The organism is Saccharicrinis carchari, from assembly GCF_900182605.1.
Taxonomy (GTDB): Bacteria; Bacteroidota; Bacteroidia; order Bacteroidales; family Marinilabiliaceae; genus Saccharicrinis; species Saccharicrinis carchari.
This window is the reverse complement of sequence record NZ_FXTB01000001.1, coordinates 1269372-1287342: the sequence shown is the minus strand read 5'-3', so window position 1 is coordinate 1287342 and position 17971 is coordinate 1269372. Positions and strand designations below refer to the sequence as shown.

Here is a 17971-nt window from a genome sequence, read left to right as displayed (position 1 = left end):
AAAATGTAATTTTGTCATACTAACCATTTTCGGTTACCCAAATCCAGGGGGGTCAATATGGCCGTTGTGGGGGGTCAACATCACCGGAATTTCCAGATCTATGTATTTAGGTCTATAATAACCTTTTACAAAAATATCATTTAAGGTTATCCCTTTACACCTTGCATAGACGGAATACCATTTGTAAACAAAAAAGAAAACAGTAAACAGGGAAAGAGCAACCGAAGCAATTATAATACATACTATCATATTACATTATTTACAACATTCATGAATTACTTATTCTAATTATTTTTGAGTTGATGACATCACTGTGTACTGATGAATTATTCGTCCTTTTTGCATGTCTTTACTTTTTAGGTCTTCAATAGCCCAGTACACAACAACTTTTCTAATACCCTCCTTTTTATAATTTACCTGATACGAGGCTTTTGAATCTATTATAGGATAGAAGTATAATGGATACTTTTTCAGATCTCTATTCTCTTCATCCTCAATAAAGTCACCAATCATTACCGTAACTTCAGCATTTGGAGGATTCACAAACATCATATCTCTTTTATATTGAACATTAGTGAAAATTGTATCATATACAAGGGAATCTTCATATAAAACTCCACTTCCATTATAACTCTTAGCCACTCCTTTAGTGTCATAATTGCGATAATATCTCAATGCTCCTTCATTATATAACTTATAACTCATCACGTTTCCATTCCTATAATAATAAGTACACTCTTCATTAACCTTATCATATAAAGCGGCACTTTTCTTAACCTTCTTATAATAATTCCCAAATAAATAACGCTGAATAACTAAACTATCATTCAACACCTCTTCTGACCATACAAAATCAGTACTCCCATCATTAAGGGATGATACTTTTTCAACATGACAAGATTGAAAAGTTAAAGTACTTATCAATGCAGCTACAACATAAAAATACAATCTCATATTAAAATTTATTTTATTCTTTTCTTATAATCAGAATTAGATGGAGGCATATACCAATATGGAGGCGTTACTCCATCATAAATCGGCGTAAATGTGGTGTCCATGTTATTGATATTCATTATTGTCAAAGCAGGGACTAATCGATAATTCCAGTTCTGTATAATAGTATCTCCATCACTCCAATTTTGTGGATTAGAGTAAGGCTTAAAAATATTTCTGCTTGTCCACCCAGCAATTATATCAACAATTCCTAATGGGGAACCATTACCTATATCCAAATTCTCTTTGGCATGTCCATCTATAGCAAAAGGACTAAAATTTCCCGGGGGTGCAATACCAAATTGAACTAGCCTATAACCTTGTGATATACGAGCCACTCCTGAACTCCCACCTCTAGCAAAATAACTTGGGTCAATTCTCGTGTTATCCATTGGAGCAGTGTAGGTATCCCAACCCCCACCTGAGTCGGCATTATCATAACTAACCCTTACATTATCACTCGATACGCCCAAATTATTGGTAAAATAAGTACCATCTTGGTTTATTCCGTTTTTAAAAGTTACCGTAGTCCTGTCCCAAATGGCTTGGGGGCTACTTGCCCTGAACTGGTTATGATTAACATAGTGATCCCCCACGTAATGTGAGGTGTGGCCTGCACTATTGATGCCAACGCCGAAATCGGACACTCCAATCTCAACCATTTTTTTCCTGAGACCCTTGGTATTATCGTTTATCCATTGCATGCCTTCGCTGAGCCAGTGGACAGGGTTCAGGTAATTCCAATCCCATTTATATCCGCTTGGGTCCGTAAACATAAACGGGTTGTTCATGCAATAGGCATAACGGTTGTGGCTCATCGCCAAGCCCGGTGCCTGTATCCCGATGTCACTGCGTTCATCGGGACAGGTGCCCGGGTCGGGGATTAGGAAGCGGGACATAAACTCCTACACTTCCATTTCCCGATACGTTCTTTTGTCACTATCGGGATTAGTTCGACTAATGGTTTTGCGTTTAGGCAAAACCAAAGTCCTCACTGAACATATTAATAATCCCAAAGCCGTCCAGATGCTTCCCGCTAAGGCGGGGCAGGCTTTGCAGGGTGTAACCCTGGCTGGTGTACTGGTACTTTCCATCCAAGTTGGCTGCTTCTGCCCAATTTTCGGGGTTACGTCTATTTCCCCACGGGTCGTACGCGTAGCGTTCTACTACATTACCCGACTCATTGCTTAAAGCTAATAAATTTCCCTGATAATCGATATTGGTAAAGTACATTCCATCGTTATCGGTGGGTTCATCTACAATGTACATTGCGTACGGCACATGACGGAAAACTGCCAGCTTGTCCGGGCCCTAAGGAGAGCTTACAAAACAAAAGCCGCACTTTTAAAATGCAGCATTTTGTTTTTTTATATCTCTTTATCACACGATACAATCTCCATTTTGACGAGGCTGTGGGACAGCGAGGGTTTAATTATTAATTAATATTTACCCCATTCTTAGTAAAGTGTGGTGGTGCTTAATTTACATATCCGAGCAAAGCGGATAATAGTATTATAGAGAATTAATCCTTGTATTTAATCAAAAGGAGCAATTTTGTACGATATGATATCATATGATTCCTTGTCTAAGTAAATGTATATCTCACATGGAAAAGAATAACGTTTAATTTTTTTCCATGGGGCAATTTGGTGTACGTGATAAAACATAACTACAATATCGTTATTGTATTCAACCGTATCTATAAATCTTGGCTTATTAAATTTTTCGAATAGAGTAATGGTATCACCTACAGATTCCATTGCTATAACAATTTCATCATTTATAGTCGAATTAATTTTTCTTTGATTAATCAAGGAAATAATTAAAAATAAACCTATTAAAATAATCAAAGTGATTATATAACTATGCTTCATATTATAGATATTATGTTATAACATTCCTTTCTCAATAAAACTATAATCGGGAACTCTCATGTTATTAAAAAACTGCCCTATATAATTTGTAATTTGTGTTGGATTTTGTTTTATTTGATTCCCATATTCCCGCCAGAATTGCCATCCAAGTTTATTTGAATATAAATCCTGTCGTTTAAATGCACTCGTAGTTGCAGTTCCACTAAGGGCTTGTCCCATTTCAACGATAAAACCAAAAGCTCGCCCCTTATAGCCTACATATAAGAAATGGGTCATATCAACATACTTACCATCACTCGGATTTTTAATGTATCTTAATTGTGGTCCAAGATCATACATATATCCCATAAAGGGTGCAGAACCTTTTTCTTTAATCATTATTTGCCCGAATGTCCATTCTTTATACCGACCTAGAAAGTCATCTAAACTCCCATATCCCCCATGTGTATCTGGTTCATAACCATATGGAGTACTACCCTCGCTATTTGTGGCATTACCATAACTCACCCTCACATTATCACTCGATACGCCTAAATTGTTGGTAAAGTTAACACCGTCTTGACCTATTTCGTTTTTAAAGGTTACCGTAGTCCTACCCCATATAGCTTCATCACTACCTACCCTCATTTGATTGTGGTTAACATGGTAATCTCCAACCCAATGATTAGTTTGGCCTGCACTGTTGATACCAAAGCCTCCACTCGGAATTCCGTTTTCATCTGCCCACTCGGCAAATTTCTCACCCGTATTCCAGAACCAGTTCCAGGCATTTACAAACGGTTTAAATATGCCCCATGTATATCCGCTCGGGTCGGTGTACAACAGTGGATTATTAAGGCAGTATGTATAGCGGTTATAATTCAGCGGCAAGCCGGGCGCTTGGATAAATGGGTCGGGATTCTCTTAAATTTCAATTGATTATTCTCCAGGCATACTTACCTGTTTAAAAATTAAATTCTTTACTTCTCCTTTCCATTTAATATTTTGCTGTTTGTCGTAAATTATTAGCATGTAGCTATTTTTGGGCTTACTTAGGGAGTCACCTTTTGAAATAAACACAATGCTTTCATCCTTAATTAGATACCATTTAGATTTTATTTGAAAATAATTATTTTTAGGCTTGAGGTCAATTTCGTTTACCAGTCCATTTAATTCTGCTTCAAAAAAATCTTGGTTAGACATCTCTGAGTTAATGATTTTCGAAAAAACCAATACTGCTCCAATAATAAACAATAGTATAAAGTACGGGAACAAATTTTTAAAAGCGACTATTTTTTCAGCTTCTTTATATAATTTATTTAAATTCATAATTTTTAAAATTACCATATTCGAAACAAACGTGTTGCATATGTAATTGCACCTACATTAACGGATCCACCAACACTTGGCCCAACTCCGATATCAATTGAAAGTAAAATATTACCGTATTTGTCGTATTCACTGGCGGAAATGCTCGCTCCAATGATATGATCCCCTTCAATCCCTGATGAATTACCTTTAAAGGTAGTGTCAAAATCAAATAAATCAACAGATCCTAGGTAATTTGATCTGCCAAAATTAATACTTGCTCCTCCATGTAATCCTGCTTTACCTTTTAAAGTACCATACAGGTAAACCATCCCTGCATCCTCTCCTCTTAAAGGTAATGCTAATCCTCCATCACCTCCACCACCACCAATAAAGGTAAGAACTCCTGAACCATTTATATAGACTACATCAGGTACACAGAACCTTGCAAAATCAGAATTCCATACTTTATTTATTAGCTTTCCCCCATAATCCCAAAGTTCATTCGAGTAATTATTTGCAAAATCATTCTGATATCTGGCATCGGCTATTGCATCGTTTCCTATTTGTGCATAGTTATTACCAAATTGGTTATGACTTACATAGTGATCCCCCACGTAATGTGATGTATGCCCTGCACTGTTGATGGCAACGCCGAAGTCGGGCACCCCAATCTCAACCATCTGTTGCCTAAGTTCAACTGTGTTATCGTTAATAAAATCCATTGTTGCACCAAGGTAGTGCATAGGGTTTAACCAGTCATACCAGCTCTCAAACCAATATCCGCTTGGATCCGTAAACATAAACGGGTTGTTCATGCAATAGGCATAACGGTTGTGGCTCATCGCCAGGCCGGGTGCCTGAATAAACGGGTCGGGGCTCAGGAAACGGGACAGCATGGGGTTCCCGATATCGCACACTCATCGGGACGTTATCGTTCTATCACAATGCCCGTTTTTCCGGAGGTTAAAGCTAATAAATTTCCCCGGTAGTCGGTTGCGTAAAGCACATTCCATCGTTATGGGTGGAATTATCGTTAATGTAAACTGTGTTCGGCACATGGAGGATAGCACCTAAACCAGCTTGTCTGGCCACCTACGGAGAGCTAACAAAACAAAAGCTGCACTTGCTAAAAATGCAGCTTTTGTTAGTTATGATAGTTATATACCCGATTAGTTTTCTTATATCACACGATACAATCTCCGTTTTAACGGAGCAGGCTGCGCGATAGCGAGGTGCTATGAAAAATTTATTGTGAGAAAAAAAGAAACAACAATGATAGTAATGAATAGTAACCATATGGCAACTGATTTTATGAAAAGTGTAGTATGTTCTGTTTTATTCATTTTGTCAAATTTTTTAAAACAAATAAGATAAAATTTCTTCCGGAACAATAAAATGTAATTTGTATATAGTGAGAGGATTACACTCGCAATCAATTGTCCATTAAAGGGTACATGCATATTGTTATGTAAAGTTAAGTTGACTAAACGTATTAAACCCATAAAAAAGAGTATGCACAACATATTTATCCATACCGACGAATACATTTCGCTTAACCCAATATCGGGATTTTTCCAATATTTGTCTAATTCTTTGATTGGATCACTTATCCCCCTTTTTTTAAATCTTTTCTTTGCATGCTTGGTTTTATATAGCAAAAGTACTGGATTGATCCTTTTAAAAATTAAGTGAATTTTATAATTTAATTTGTAAATTAAATAGTATATGAAATTCCAATATAGTTTCATTTCCATCCGATATTATATTCTTCATCTAATAGGTCATATCCATTATCAAAAATCCAACCACCTACCCGACTACCAAGCCATCCACCTCCTGCGGCACCTATTACACCTCCAGGAATAGCTCCATAAACCCCCAGATAGAAACCTGCAGCAGCTCCTAATTCTCCTCCGGCATAGGCAAAAGCAGCACCCGATATGGAAGTAGTCATTGCCCTATATGCATTATATCCCATTCTATTATTATCCTTGATGTATCCATTTCTAACATCGATAAATCCAATTACTCCTGTGGCTAAACCACTATATTTGCCTATAGTTTTACCCACCCTCATAGCATTCCTAGTTACAATTCTTGCCCTGCTACCACCGGTCCAATTTGACTTATAATAATGAAAGCTAAATTTACCACCTTTTGAAAGTCTAAAAGAACCTTTGTATCTAGTTATCCCAGCTGCTGCTCCTCCCACCATGTCATTAATTCTCCCAATATATGATGAGGAATTCATGGGCGATAGTGATTGACCACCAAGTTCATTCATATACGATAATCGTGATGGGGATAAATTTACATTTGAATTCATCCCTGAACCACTCATCCCTGAACCGCTCATCCCGGTTAAGCCTCCGGCACCAACGCCTCCATAGCCACCACCTCCTCCTCCCGGAGGCAAACGAAAATCTATATCATAAGGGTACAGCTCGTAATCAAATTTTTCAAAATTAGGCATTGCAATAGGTTTGTAATTGTCAATGTTTATATTCTTATTGCTTTTTTGAGGTAGGCTGACATTTGAGCTAAACACAACTGGGGTTTGTTTGGCTGCCTCAAACCAATTCATGTCGTTATTAACTGCTGTTGCTGTTGTATTTAATAGCCACCATCCGGCAGCAGCTGCCAAAATTTGCCAAAATTCACCCGAAGGATCCGTAAACATAAACGGGTTGTTCATGCAATAAGCATATCGGTTATGGCTTATTGCCAGGCTGGGTGCCTGTATCCCGATGTCACTGCGTTCATCGGGACAGGTGCCCGGGTCGGGGATTAGGAAGCGGGACATAAACTCCTACACTTCCATTTCCCGATACGTTCTTTTGTCACTATCGGATTAGTTCGGCTAATGGTTTTGCGTTGATGCAAAACCAAAATCTTCACTGAATATATTGATAATCCCAAAGCCATCCAAATGCTCCCCGTTAAGCCGGGGCAGAGGCTGTAACCATAGCCGGACACCTCACCAAGCTGGTTTTTTATGGACGGACATGGTCAGTTTATAACCCTAACTTTATAATAATAATTACCGTTAAAAGAACAACTGCAACTCCAATCAAAATATCTCCAAATTCACCAGAAACACTATTTAATAAATCAGTATCATGTATGTCTTTACCATGCCAAAGTAATTTAAAAGATATAGTTCCTTTTTTCTTAATTAAGAAAAAAATATTGAGAACAATCCATTTTGTCAAAACTCCAAAAAACCTAAATAATATTGCACCGTATAACATATTCTTATTTTTTTATTAATACCCATAAAACATCAATGTACTGGGAGCAATTATATTCCAAGTATTATTAAATGAAGAAGTTTGTCTTATAACTCCATTATAAGAACGTATTTGTAAACCTCCGAATTTTGCAGAATTAACACCAGTTCCTTTAAATATTTTATTAAATGTACCTGCATTTACAACATTCCTAGAAACCCCTAATGTACTAGCTCCTTTAGAAAAAGGGATTAGATTAGAAATAGTATTAATTCCCGAAACAACTGTTTCATCGCCAATCGTCAATGCTCTATTTAAGTGGGAAGATGAAGCGTGACCTATAGTTAAACATTGGGCAGTTATATACAGATCATCAACTACACCATAGAGGGCCTTACCTACAATAGTCTGCCCTAGTCTTGACTCTGAATAACGTTCAAAAATATTAGGCTCATACTGTCTTATTTCTCCAGGATTATAAGGTGGCCACAGATTATTCCCTCCGTTTGCGGCATTATCATAACTAACCCTTACATTATCACTCGATACGCCTAAATTATTGGTAAAGTTAACACCGTCCTGATTTATTCCGTTTTTAAAAGTTACGGTTGCCCTGCCCCATATGGCTTGGGGGCTGCTTGCCCTGAACTGGTTATGACTTACATAGTGATTCCCCACATAATGTGATGTATGCCCTGCACTGTTGATGGCAACGCCGAAGTCGGGCACCCCAATATCAACCATTTTTCTCCTGAGACCCTTGGTATTATCGTTTATCCACTGCATGCCTTCGCTGAGCCAGTGGACAGGGTTCAGGTAATTCCAATCCCATTTATATCCGCTTGGATCCGTAAACATAAACGGGTTGTTCATGCAATAGGCATAACGGTTATGGCTCATCGCCAAGCCCGGTGCTTGAATAAACGGGTCGGGGCTTAGGAAGCGGGATAGCATGGGGTCATATACTCTTCCGTTGCCTACCGGCCATTTAAGCTACGCTCGGCAAAGTTGAAGCAAGCTTCACTCTGCACTCACTCATCGCTTAAATTCATATTGATAATCCCAAAGCCGTCCATATGCTCCCCGCTAAGGCGGGGCAGGCTATGCAGGGTATAGCCTCGACTTGTATATTGATATTTTCCGTCTATGTCAGCGGCTTCCGCCCAGTTATCGGGGTTACGTCTATTCCCCTCCCGCTTGAACGGGATTAGTTCAACCAACCCAATAGCCTGCGTAAACTTGTCAATTGCGGGTTTCACTGAACACGGGTTTCCGCTATCACACACTCATCGGGACGTAGCGTTCTACCACAAGGCCCGTTTTTTCGGAGGTTAAAGCTAATAAATTTCCCTGGTAATCGGTGTGGGTATAATAATACAAGCCGCTTTTATTTACATCAGCTTCATCGGTAATATCCACATGGCTGCCAAAATGGAACCGCCGCTAATATAATGAATTGTACGGGTTTTTCCACTAGGCAAAATTTCTGCCTAAAAACAACAAAAGCCACATTATTTCTAATGCAGCTTTTGTTGTTCTATATCTCTTTATCACACGATACAATCGTGCGACAGTTGGGTGTTACTCACTTCTGGATGCTTTTATTACTAAAACCAAACTTGAAAGTATGATGAAATAAAAAGCTAACCTGAAGGCTGTCTTTTTTATTATTTCAAGTTTTGATAGCCATCTTTAAGTCGCTTCTTTATTTTTTTATCTAATTCATTAACCTTCCTTTGTTCAACAGATGGGAAATGTTTTACCAAACTCTGATATCCCTGAATTCCTTGCTCATTTATAAAAAACGCTAACAAGTCAACAATAGTTAATTCATCAGAAGTTGAAACCACTTTTATTAATTCCTCTATTACATTTTCCCAAGAACTAGTAGCTAACAAATTTCGTAATGTCAATTCATATAAAAATTCCTTATCATTTTTTGCAGCATAATCTAAAACATCTTGCATAAAGCTTATATGTTCTTCTTTCATTAAGGTTGAACATATATTAACTATAGGTTTTAAGATAAGTTCATTTTTAGCAAAATGCTTTTCGCCGATAAGCTCAGACGTTAATTGTTCCAAGTATATTGGTTTGTTCTCAGAAATTACTGTTAAGGCTATAAAGCGTTGTTGGAGCTTTCCGCTTAAAGCAATTTGTTTCAATTCCTTCCAAGCTATATCCTTTTTACATTCTGGCTCTAATGCTGCAATATATGAATCAAGCTCATATACTGGCTCGTCTGCATTATTGATAATATTTAAGAGTTCTGTTTTCATTAAAAAGAAGTAATTGGAGTGATATACTTAGGTGATACTGGTGAAGTGAAAATATATTGAGGTACTCCATTAACCCAGTTTGTTCTTGGGCTAAAAAATGTTGGCTTGGCGTTTATATGAAGAATTGTTGCTCCACCATCAAACTTACCAGCAGTACTTTTCCATAAATTCTGTCTATAAAGTACGGTATTAAAATCACTAGTATTTGTAATATTCTTAACATTACCCCAACGAGTTACATAAGATTTTCCGCCAGAGTAAGCAGGGTCTAAACCATTCTTCAATATATTATTCGCATACTTTGAAGGCGTAACATGAACAAAAGCATCATCTGACAGATTCACCCCATTAGCGGCAACTCCTGCCGTCCTAAAAGCTCTTAGTGCCCCAATCCCTGCAAGTATTTCAAATTCAGGACTAACAATCTCTGCTCTACCCGAGAATCTTTGGGCGAAATCGGCTTTAATAAGATTATCGTAGTAGCTATAGGGTATAACATTCAAATCCCCATCAATAGAATTTAGGATATTCTCATCCCCCGCCATTATCCAATTTACCTCTATCGAGTACGGGTCGTAACTTGCCGAGCCTACCGATCTGCCGGGCATCCGGCTTTGCATTCCCATTGCCGCCTTATTAGCAAGCCAGTCGTAATCGTAATTTGTACGCGAATTAAAAGTTTCTTGCCCGGCAACCTCCGAGCGATAACCCCAATTAGCGTTATGATCTACGTTAACACCAAATTCTCCCGACGATGGAAACCAAGGCGTTTCATCTGCCCACTCGGCAAATTTCTCACCTGTATCCCAAAACCAATTCCACGCCTTTACAAATGGTTTAAATATGCCCCATGTATATCCGCTCGGGTCGGTGTACAGTAATGGATTATTAAGGCAATAGGTATACCTGTTGTAATTAAGAGGAGATTCAGGTGCCTGTATAAACGGGTCGGGGCTCAGGAAGCGGGATAGTATGGGGTCAAAAACCCGGCCATTCATATTAATTACTCCAAAGCCATCCAGATGTTCGTGAAGCGTATAACCTCTGCAAGTGTACTGATACTTTCCCTCTAAGTTGGCAGCTTCTGCCCAGTTTTCGGGGTTACGTCTATTCCCCCACGGATCGTATGCGTAGCGTTCTACTACATGGACCGTTTTTTCGGAGCTTAAAGCTAATAAATTTCCCTGATAATCGGTATGGGTATAATAGAGGCCGCTTTTATTTACATCTGTTTCGTCGGTAATATAAATAGCAGCCATGCCGGTTCCGCCATTGATATAATGGATTTTGCGAATTTTATTACCGGGTAATATTTCTTCTTCGTAGTCGTCGAAATAATAACGGGTAAGCTGTTCATTATCGTTGCCATCCGAGAACACTGTTTTGCGCCGCAGTTCGTCAACGCCATAGGTAATATCGAACTGCTTGCCTTTGCTGCCGTTGGGCTGGGTAAGGTGCATGTGCCTTACCTTGTTAAAGGAATTATAATCGATGGTATGGTCTAATTTGTCGATAGGGTCGCCAAGGTAACTGCTCAGGGCATGCGGACCGCCATTATTTCCGCCATAATTAAAATGTACGGTTCCGTTTCCGCCCAAAAATATAGGGTCTTTCTTTTTATCGATATTGCCCGATGGCTGGTATGTGTTGTATCCACCACCGGGTTTAAAGGTATAGCTGTTATCGGTATTTTTATCCGACAGGCTCCAGGCGGTTAGCTGGTGGTTACCGTCGTCATATTTAAACTCTTCTTTTTGCCCTTTTATATGGTCTATCCTAAATGCCAAGTTGTATTTGGGGCCAAAACCATATTGATAGCTGAATATAGTATGGCCTCCATATGTGGCCATATTATGCAAGGGCAGGCCGTTGCTGTCGTAGCCCAAAATTGTTGTTAACGGTGCCGACTGGCTGCCCTGCCTATACGCTGTTACCTGACCTTTGGCGTTAATATCCTCTAATAGCCATACATTTTTGTCGAAACCTTTGTCAGGTACGGTTATATTATTTAATTCGCCCCACAGATTGTATTTATAGTTCACCTTAAAACCATCATGGTAGGTTTTACTTACCAAACGCTTAAATTTATTGTCGTAGTCAAAATTTAGCGAAAACGTTTTGCCGTCAATGGTTTCTGTCTTGCTCAATAGTTCAGGAGAGTCCGGGGAGTATTCAAATATTTGTGAGTGGATTACCTGAGCTCCCTGTTTTTTCTCGATGGACTCAGGCCTTCCAAAATTGTCATATTTATATGCCACCACTTCGTTGCCCCTTGTTATGTTTTCAAGGAGTCCGGAATTTTTATACCCATAAACCGTTGTATTGCCTTTATTGTCTGTTTCGTTTAAAACCAAACCCAGGGGGCTAATTATGGATGTAACTGTTCGGGCATCAGGATCATCTAAGCTTCTTCGCTGTCCGTATTTGTCGTAAGTAAGTGTTATGGGGCCACTTCCCGTTGCGGTAGCCTCTTTTTGTAAGCCCGAGGCATAATACTCAAAATCGACCGTTGCCCCACCAAAATCGGTATTTTGAACTACCTGCCCTAATTTATTTGTTTTGGTAAGGGATATGCCCCGCGGACCGGATACCGTTGTCAAAAACGCATTGCCGCTTTTTTGATAAGTATAAGTTGTATGGTCGCCGTTAAAGGCGGTTGACTCTTGTATGGTACCGTCCAGGTTATACCAATAGGTAGTGTACTTGGGGGTGCCCGAAAAATAAGGTTCGGACACTTTCCATACTTGCCCCTTGTTTGTGTATTGCGTTTCGACAAAAGTTTTTTTGCCATTGGTTTCGTATTCTGTGCGTATTTCTCTGCCCAATTTATCGTACCAACGTATTAAATCCGATTGTCCCGATGTTTTGGTATGGGCACAATATTTGGCTTCGGATGGGCCTGTGCCATCGTTCCATTGAAGCGATGTGGAAGCGTGAATACCGTTATGGTCGATAGTCTCAAAGGGACGGCCAAATGCATCAATTAATTGGGTAGTTGTACCCAGTTCGGTAGCGGTTTTTTTAAGAATGCCCCAGTTCAGGTAATATTCATAGCTCACTGTTTGGGCCGCCTCCTCATCGGTTTCGGTTTGTACAAACCGATGGTCGTCGGTATAGGTATAGCTTTTAGTTCGGGTATCCGTGTGGATTATTTGGTTGTTATTGTCGCGTGTTTTTGCTTCAACTGCCACCTTACCCACATTTCCGTATGCATCGTAATTTGAATATGTTGTTTTTAAATCTCCATTTAGTGTTTCTTCTTTTAATCTGCCGAGGTCTTTATCTGTATCATAATAATCATAATCTATCGTTTCGGTATGCGATTCGCTGCCTTTTTGGGTGGTGGTAGTAATTATATCGGGTTTGGTTTTTCGCCACCAACCAGATGCTGGATAATCAATTGTTTTTGTTGTGGTGGACATTCCACTGTTATCTGTAGTTATATCCGTAGCATTACCAAACGCATCAAAACTGTTGTATGTTGTTTCAATGCGTGCTCCTGTCTGGTAATTATTATATACCTGTGAGCTGGGTTTTATATTTATCCTCCTGTTTAAATATCCCGGTACATCATCTTGTACTACCGAAAAATTTTGAAGGCTTTTCTCTCGAAGTATATCATTCCCACCATACTTGCCAATATACCTTTCGCTTAGGTAAGGAAGTAGCAAATCGTATGTATCATTTAACTGAGAAGTTGATACGCTAATAGCATACGGATTTGATGCTGTTTCACTTTCGTACATTTTAGTTGTGCGTTTGGTAAACCCCAGGAAGCCTTTGCCTTTGGTGTGCACTTTGGCACCTTCGTATTCGTATTTATATTTTAGGCCACTTGGAGTAATAACCTGTGTTGTTACCATGTTAGAACCGGCCACATTGATAATGTCGGTAGATATAGGATTTGTTCCTTTTGCATAGTGGGGTGCCCCATCAAGTAGGGTGCGGTGAGTGATTTGGTAATTAGCGCCTTCAAAGCCAGTGTTGATTTTACCGATGAAATTATTTGGGCTATAAAATCCACGTGTGGCAGTAAGCACCTCACCGTCACTGTCTTTAATGAAAAAATCAGAAAGTCCGTCACCTCTAAAATCTCCAATTATTATTTCCGCATCTCTACTCAGTTGCTCTTTGTTAAATATATATGAATCACCGCTAGGTTTAAAGGACTTACCCTTATTATTAATATATACTTCCTTACCAAAGTAAGATGCAAAAGTTACTTCGTATTTGCCCCAATTTTCCTCATTTGGATATGGACCAGGGGCAGTGGGCTTTATATACTCTAAATTAGCACCCCATTTATCATTTGAATTAAGCCTGTCACTAAGGGATTGAACAGCGTTATGAAATAACTGTTCTTCTCCATAACCGAAATTTCCGACATTTTGAGGAGTAAGGGTTGCTTCAAATCCGTAACTACCTAGCTTGACAATATCAGTATAGCCATCTGCATTAATATCCATTAAAAAAGACGATGTTAGCGTTTTAACATTTCTTTTATCATTACTCCATTGCCAGGTATTAGCCGGAAAATTTAACATTTTCTTCGAAAGAGATATGTTTGAATTATATAATTGAAAATTAGAAACATATTTTATTTTTAAATTTTCCTTATCATATATGTCGTCTGTTCCATCGTTATTAATATCTGCAATTTCAATTTTATTTCCTGAATAATCTTGTTCTGATATTTTTACTAAAGTGTTGTCCTCAAGCTTGTAATAAACTAATTTATTCGTCATATGAATTATCAGTTCGTCCATTCCATCGCCGTTTAAATCTCCGGATAAAACATCTAGTATTTCATTAGACCCCAAGTTTAGATTGTCATTAAAATTTATTTTGGAATTACTATTGATATTCCATACGAAATTATCATTAGTTGTATTTAGTGAAATAATTTGCATTTCATCGTTTGGAAGAAAATGGCCTGATATTGTGTAGTTTTTAAAATATTCATAATGTGTGAGATACTCAAATGGTGTCATTTTATTATTCTTAACATCTATAAGGTTAAAACTATCACCTCCAACTCCTACTGGTGGCCCAGTATCCCACCTATTGGTATATAATACATCATCAAAGCCATCGGAATTAAAATCAACCACTTTAGCCCTCCTGTATCCATCCAAACCGCCAGGGTTGCTTATTATGATTTCTTTATTTTGAATCCATAAATTGTTTTGCAATTCGAATATGCGAATTTTAGAATAGCTTCCAATTGCTAATTGTTTTTTTCCATTGCCTAAGAAATTACCAGTAAAATACACTTCACCGTCAGGTATTTTAGGCAGGATTTCAGCACCTTCAAATTGGTTTTCCCAGGTAAATTTGGATGATGATACAGCTTCATCATTCTTGTTAATTAACTTTACACTTGTCAATTTTGGAAGAAATTTATCCTTCCCGGCCAATTCTTCTGCATCATATGTTAATTTATAAGTTTTAAGCAAATTTCCTTTGTGTAGTAGCCCTATATTATTGAGAAGTTTAGTTTTATTAATAGAATTTCCTTTTACAAAAACAGGCTTTGATTCAATATCATCATAATTAAACGCTAAGGTATATTCGGGATTCCAATTAGTCTTACTATTCCCTGTATATTTAACTTCTTTAATCCATGTTTCCTCATCATTGTTATTGCCATAAATATATTCTATAAAGTTTCCGTTTTTGTCCTCAACTTTGCCTAAGTACCATGTAAGCACACCTTTCTTATCCGATAAAATCATTTTTGATTTTGGGCTCGCACCATACTCCATTTTGGTGCCATCCTTTTGTTCGATGATAAAGTGGCTTGGGCCATCACCGTATTTTCCATGCGCTGTGATGGTGCCATAGTCTTCAACTTCTGTTCCGTAAGTTGTACCGGCATTACCATATGTACTTTGATTGGTGCCAGACGTTAAAATCAATGGCTGTCCATCAAGCACAAAACGGTCGTTACCATCAAAAGATATAGCATGATAATCGCCATGGTAATATGGGTTGTGCGCAGTACGAGTAATAGATGAAATACCCGACAAGCCCACTTTATACCCGGCAATACCAATGCCCGATTGGCTATTGTAGCTAATGGCAATATTTGGTTGCATACCGTTTATACCGGGTGGGCAAACAATAGGTATGGTATAGGTGGCGGCGCCGGATGAGGTAACATTAAAGGAACCAGGGATGGTTCCTACTATACTTGCCCCTGCACTGTTAGTGTCAGAGGTAGTACCCTTTGTATTTAGATAAGTATTTTCCGATGGAGTAAATACCAACAAATCGTCAATTTTTGCTGTCAAGGACTGTCCATTCGCGGCTTTAAAAGCAAATCCGGGCTTAAATCTGATATAGTCACGGGCGATATAATCCTTTTGTCCGGTTACAATTTCGTTTAAGTCGAACGATTCTGCTCTTTCTTGCGCCACTATTATTCCATTCCAACATAAAGCAATGAATATAACCACGCTAATAAATTTTAAATTCTTCATTGATATATACTTAGATGGTTATTGTTTGATGATTTTATAGGTAAGGCTTTGGCTGCCTTTTTTGAGGTGAAGGATATACATGCCGGATTCAAAATAGCTTAAATCGATGGGGTGTTCTCCGTTGCCAATAAATTGATTGGTAAGTACCGTTTTGCCGGAGGAGTTGTAAACTTGAAAAGTGAATTTCATATCATTGTCTTCGCCGTTTACGATAACTTTAACTTGCCCTTTTGTTGGGTTGGGGGCAATGACAACGGATCCATTACCAAAGCTGTGCGGTTCTATTTCTTGCTTATCCTGTTGAGCCGATTTTAATATTGATAGATTTATGGTTTCAATAACTCTTCCTATACGGTTTCCTGCGTTGTCGTAGGCGTAAACTATTTTCTTAGTATTATTATCTACAATCAAGACATCATCAATTAATAAATTTCTCATCACCCACTGATAGCCTCCATAATAGCTAACATAGCCATTGACGGAAAAAATTTGAAACTTAATCCTAAAATCAGAATTTGGAGTTAAGTTATGTGCGATACATAAAGCTTCAATATCCAGAGTGCAGTTATCCCAGCCATTTTCACTCCCTTCATTGTTAAATTCTAATACTTTCACATAATTTTGGCCTCCATTGTCCGAAAGGTAAACTCCATCGTCAGTATTATTCGTATAAAAGGCTTTGGCAAAAGGAGACAGTCTCTTTTTCCATCTGAAATTTAACTTCACACCTTGACAACTTATAAAGTCCAAGTTTATGTAAGCTCCTATTAAACATGATTTAGTCTGATTATATAATTGATAATTAAAGCTGCAAAGTAGAAGATGGCGATCATTGTTCTCTATATCAATATATTTTACATCATTACTATTACAGCCTTCGTTCTCCACTACCCACTCAGGAATAGAAACAATAGAGGATATACCCTCAAAATTCTGATAAAAAGGTAATGTCACTTTATCTTGCCCAACGGCTCCACTGCCCAATAATACTGCTGCAGTAATAATTAGTAGAAATTTTTTCATCCTTCGTAGTTTTTGCTTAGTTATCATTAGTTAGTAATGCTTCAATTTTGGCAAGGCGCTCTGTCAATCTTTTAACTTGCTGCTCCAAATCTTCCCTCGCACCGTGTTCTTTTTTCCTCGCTTTTTCGAGTTCTATGGCATACAAGGTCAACTCTTCCACCTTTTGCAACAACAACTTGTTCAACTCGGCCAAATTAACCATAGGAGCCCCTCCTAACCTCCCCCAAGGGGAGGAACTGGTGAGTGGTGATATGATATTGCGCATAGGTTTATTGGTTTAGTATTAGTTTTTTAATGGCTTCAAACTCATCTTTCATCTTTTGCATTTCGACTTCCAATTCTTTCTGGTCTGCTTTCAAATCTTTAACCTCCTTGTCCTTTTCTATGGCATACAGCGTCAGCTCCTCCACCTTTTGCAGCAGCAGCTTGTTCATCCCGGCCTGGTTTACCATAGAAGCCCCTCCTAACCTCCCCCAAGGGGAGGAACTGGTGAGTGGTGATATGTTATTGGCTTAGGTTTATTGGCTTAGTATTAGTTTTTTAATGGCTTCAAACTCATCTTTCATCTTTTGCATTTCGACTTCCAATTCTTTCCGGTCTGCTTTCAACCCTTTAACTTCTTTGTCCTTTTCTATGACATACAGCGTCAGCTCCTCCACCTTTTGCAGCAGCAGCTTGTTCATCCCGGCCTGGTTTACCATAGAAGCCCCTCCTAACCTCCCCCAAGGGGAGGAACTGGTGAGTGGTGATATGATATTGCGCATAGGTTTATTAGTTTAGTAATAGTTTTTTAATGCCTT

The 17971-nt window shown here is 38.5% G+C and carries 15 protein-coding genes and 1 pseudogene; all 16 read right to left on the bottom strand.

Going from position 1 to position 17971, the window contains the following annotated elements; translation table 11 throughout:
- Positions 1–288: 288 nt before the first annotated feature.
- A complete protein-coding gene (locus tag FN809_RS04625; protein WP_142532276.1) occupies positions 289–954 on the bottom strand; it encodes a hypothetical protein in 666 nt (221 codons plus the stop codon).
- A gap of 8 nt (positions 955–962) precedes the next feature.
- On the bottom strand, positions 963–1892 hold the full coding sequence (locus tag FN809_RS04620; RefSeq protein WP_142532275.1) for an RHS repeat-associated core domain-containing protein: 930 nt from the start codon (positions 1890–1892) through the stop codon (positions 963–965).
- Positions 1893–1965: 73 nt separating this feature from the next.
- The gene (locus FN809_RS04615; protein WP_142532274.1) at positions 1966–2262 is read right to left on the bottom strand and encodes a hypothetical protein; all 297 of its coding nucleotides are present in this window, start codon (positions 2260–2262) and stop codon (positions 1966–1968) included.
- Between the two features lie 620 nt (positions 2263–2882).
- On the bottom strand, positions 2883–3689 hold the full coding sequence (locus FN809_RS04610) for a hypothetical protein (RefSeq protein WP_142532273.1): 807 nt from the start codon (positions 3687–3689) through the stop codon (positions 2883–2885).
- A 96-nt stretch (positions 3690–3785) separates the two neighbouring features.
- Positions 3786–4175: a hypothetical protein gene (locus tag FN809_RS04605; RefSeq protein WP_142532272.1), complete on the bottom strand. Its 390-nt coding sequence runs from the start codon at positions 4173–4175 to the stop codon at positions 3786–3788.
- Between the two features lie 11 nt (positions 4176–4186).
- On the bottom strand, positions 4187–5074 hold the full coding sequence (locus tag FN809_RS04600; protein WP_221929351.1) for an RHS repeat-associated core domain-containing protein: 888 nt from the start codon (positions 5072–5074) through the stop codon (positions 4187–4189).
- 827 nt (positions 5075–5901) lie between these two features.
- Positions 5902–6852: a hypothetical protein gene (locus FN809_RS04595; RefSeq protein WP_142532271.1), complete on the bottom strand. Its 951-nt coding sequence runs from the start codon at positions 6850–6852 to the stop codon at positions 5902–5904.
- A 319-nt stretch (positions 6853–7171) separates the two neighbouring features.
- On the bottom strand, positions 7172–7408 hold the full coding sequence (locus FN809_RS04590) for a hypothetical protein (protein WP_142532270.1): 237 nt from the start codon (positions 7406–7408) through the stop codon (positions 7172–7174).
- A gap of 15 nt (positions 7409–7423) precedes the next feature.
- Positions 7424–8347 (bottom strand): annotated as a pseudogene (locus FN809_RS04585) (RHS repeat-associated core domain-containing protein); the annotation flags it as partial.
- Positions 8348–8418: 71 nt separating this feature from the next.
- On the bottom strand, positions 8419–8646 hold the full coding sequence (locus FN809_RS04580; RefSeq protein ID WP_142532268.1) for a hypothetical protein: 228 nt from the start codon (positions 8644–8646) through the stop codon (positions 8419–8421).
- A 408-nt stretch (positions 8647–9054) separates the two neighbouring features.
- Positions 9055–9666 carry a hypothetical protein gene (locus FN809_RS04575; RefSeq protein ID WP_142532267.1) on the bottom strand — a complete coding sequence of 204 codons (612 nt, stop codon included), beginning with the start codon at positions 9664–9666 and terminating at the stop codon, positions 9055–9057.
- Positions 9666–16148 (bottom strand): RHS repeat-associated core domain-containing protein, encoded by a 6483-nt coding sequence (locus FN809_RS04570; RefSeq protein ID WP_142532266.1) that lies wholly within the window; start codon positions 16146–16148, stop codon positions 9666–9668. Before FN809_RS04570 ends, FN809_RS04575 begins: the two co-directional genes overlap by 1 nt.
- A gap of 18 nt (positions 16149–16166) precedes the next feature.
- Positions 16167–17171, bottom strand: a complete 1005-nt coding sequence (locus FN809_RS04565; RefSeq protein ID WP_185957443.1) for a T9SS type A sorting domain-containing protein — start codon at positions 17169–17171, stop codon at positions 16167–16169.
- Between the two features lie 16 nt (positions 17172–17187).
- Positions 17188–17436 carry a hypothetical protein gene (locus FN809_RS04560; protein WP_142532264.1) on the bottom strand — a complete coding sequence of 83 codons (249 nt, stop codon included), beginning with the start codon at positions 17434–17436 and terminating at the stop codon, positions 17188–17190.
- A gap of 4 nt (positions 17437–17440) precedes the next feature.
- The gene (locus tag FN809_RS17695) at positions 17441–17605 is read right to left on the bottom strand and encodes a hypothetical protein (protein ID WP_185957442.1); all 165 of its coding nucleotides are present in this window, start codon (positions 17603–17605) and stop codon (positions 17441–17443) included.
- 84 nt (positions 17606–17689) lie between these two features.
- Positions 17690–17935 (bottom strand): hypothetical protein, encoded by a 246-nt coding sequence (locus FN809_RS04555; RefSeq protein ID WP_142532263.1) that lies wholly within the window; start codon positions 17933–17935, stop codon positions 17690–17692.
- Between the last annotated feature and the right edge of the window lie 36 nt (positions 17936–17971).

Bases quoted from the DNA above. Each gene is read 5' to 3' on its own strand.
- FN809_RS04625 (WP_142532276.1), bottom strand. From the start codon at position 954: ATGAGATTGTATTTTTATGTTGTAGCTGCATTGATAAGTACTTTAACT.
- FN809_RS04620 (WP_142532275.1), bottom strand. From the start codon at position 1,892: ATGTCCCGCTTCCTAATCCCCGACCCGGGCACCTGTCCCGATGAACGC.
- FN809_RS04615 (WP_142532274.1), bottom strand. From the start codon at position 2,262: ATGTACATTGTAGATGAACCCACCGATAACGATGGAATGTACTTTACC.
- FN809_RS04605 (WP_142532272.1), bottom strand. From the start codon at position 4,175: ATGAATTTAAATAAATTATATAAAGAAGCTGAAAAAATAGTCGCTTTT.
- FN809_RS04595 (WP_142532271.1), bottom strand. From the start codon at position 6,852: ATGAACAACCCGTTTATGTTTACGGATCCTTCGGGTGAATTTTGGCAA.
- FN809_RS04590 (WP_142532270.1), bottom strand. From the start codon at position 7,408: ATGTTATACGGTGCAATATTATTTAGGTTTTTTGGAGTTTTGACAAAA.
- FN809_RS04575 (WP_142532267.1), bottom strand. From the start codon at position 9,666: ATGAAAACAGAACTCTTAAATATTATCAATAATGCAGACGAGCCAGTA.
- FN809_RS04570 (WP_142532266.1), bottom strand. From the start codon at position 16,148: ATGAAGAATTTAAAATTTATTAGCGTGGTTATATTCATTGCTTTATGT.
- FN809_RS04565 (WP_185957443.1), bottom strand. From the start codon at position 17,171: ATGAAAAAATTTCTACTAATTATTACTGCAGCAGTATTATTGGGCAGT.
- FN809_RS04560 (WP_142532264.1), bottom strand. From the start codon at position 17,436: ATGCGCAATATCATATCACCACTCACCAGTTCCTCCCCTTGGGGGAGG.
- FN809_RS17695 (WP_185957442.1), bottom strand. From the start codon at position 17,605: ATGAACAAGCTGCTGCTGCAAAAGGTGGAGGAGCTGACGCTGTATGCC.
- FN809_RS04555 (WP_142532263.1), bottom strand. From the start codon at position 17,935: ATGCGCAATATCATATCACCACTCACCAGTTCCTCCCCTTGGGGGAGG.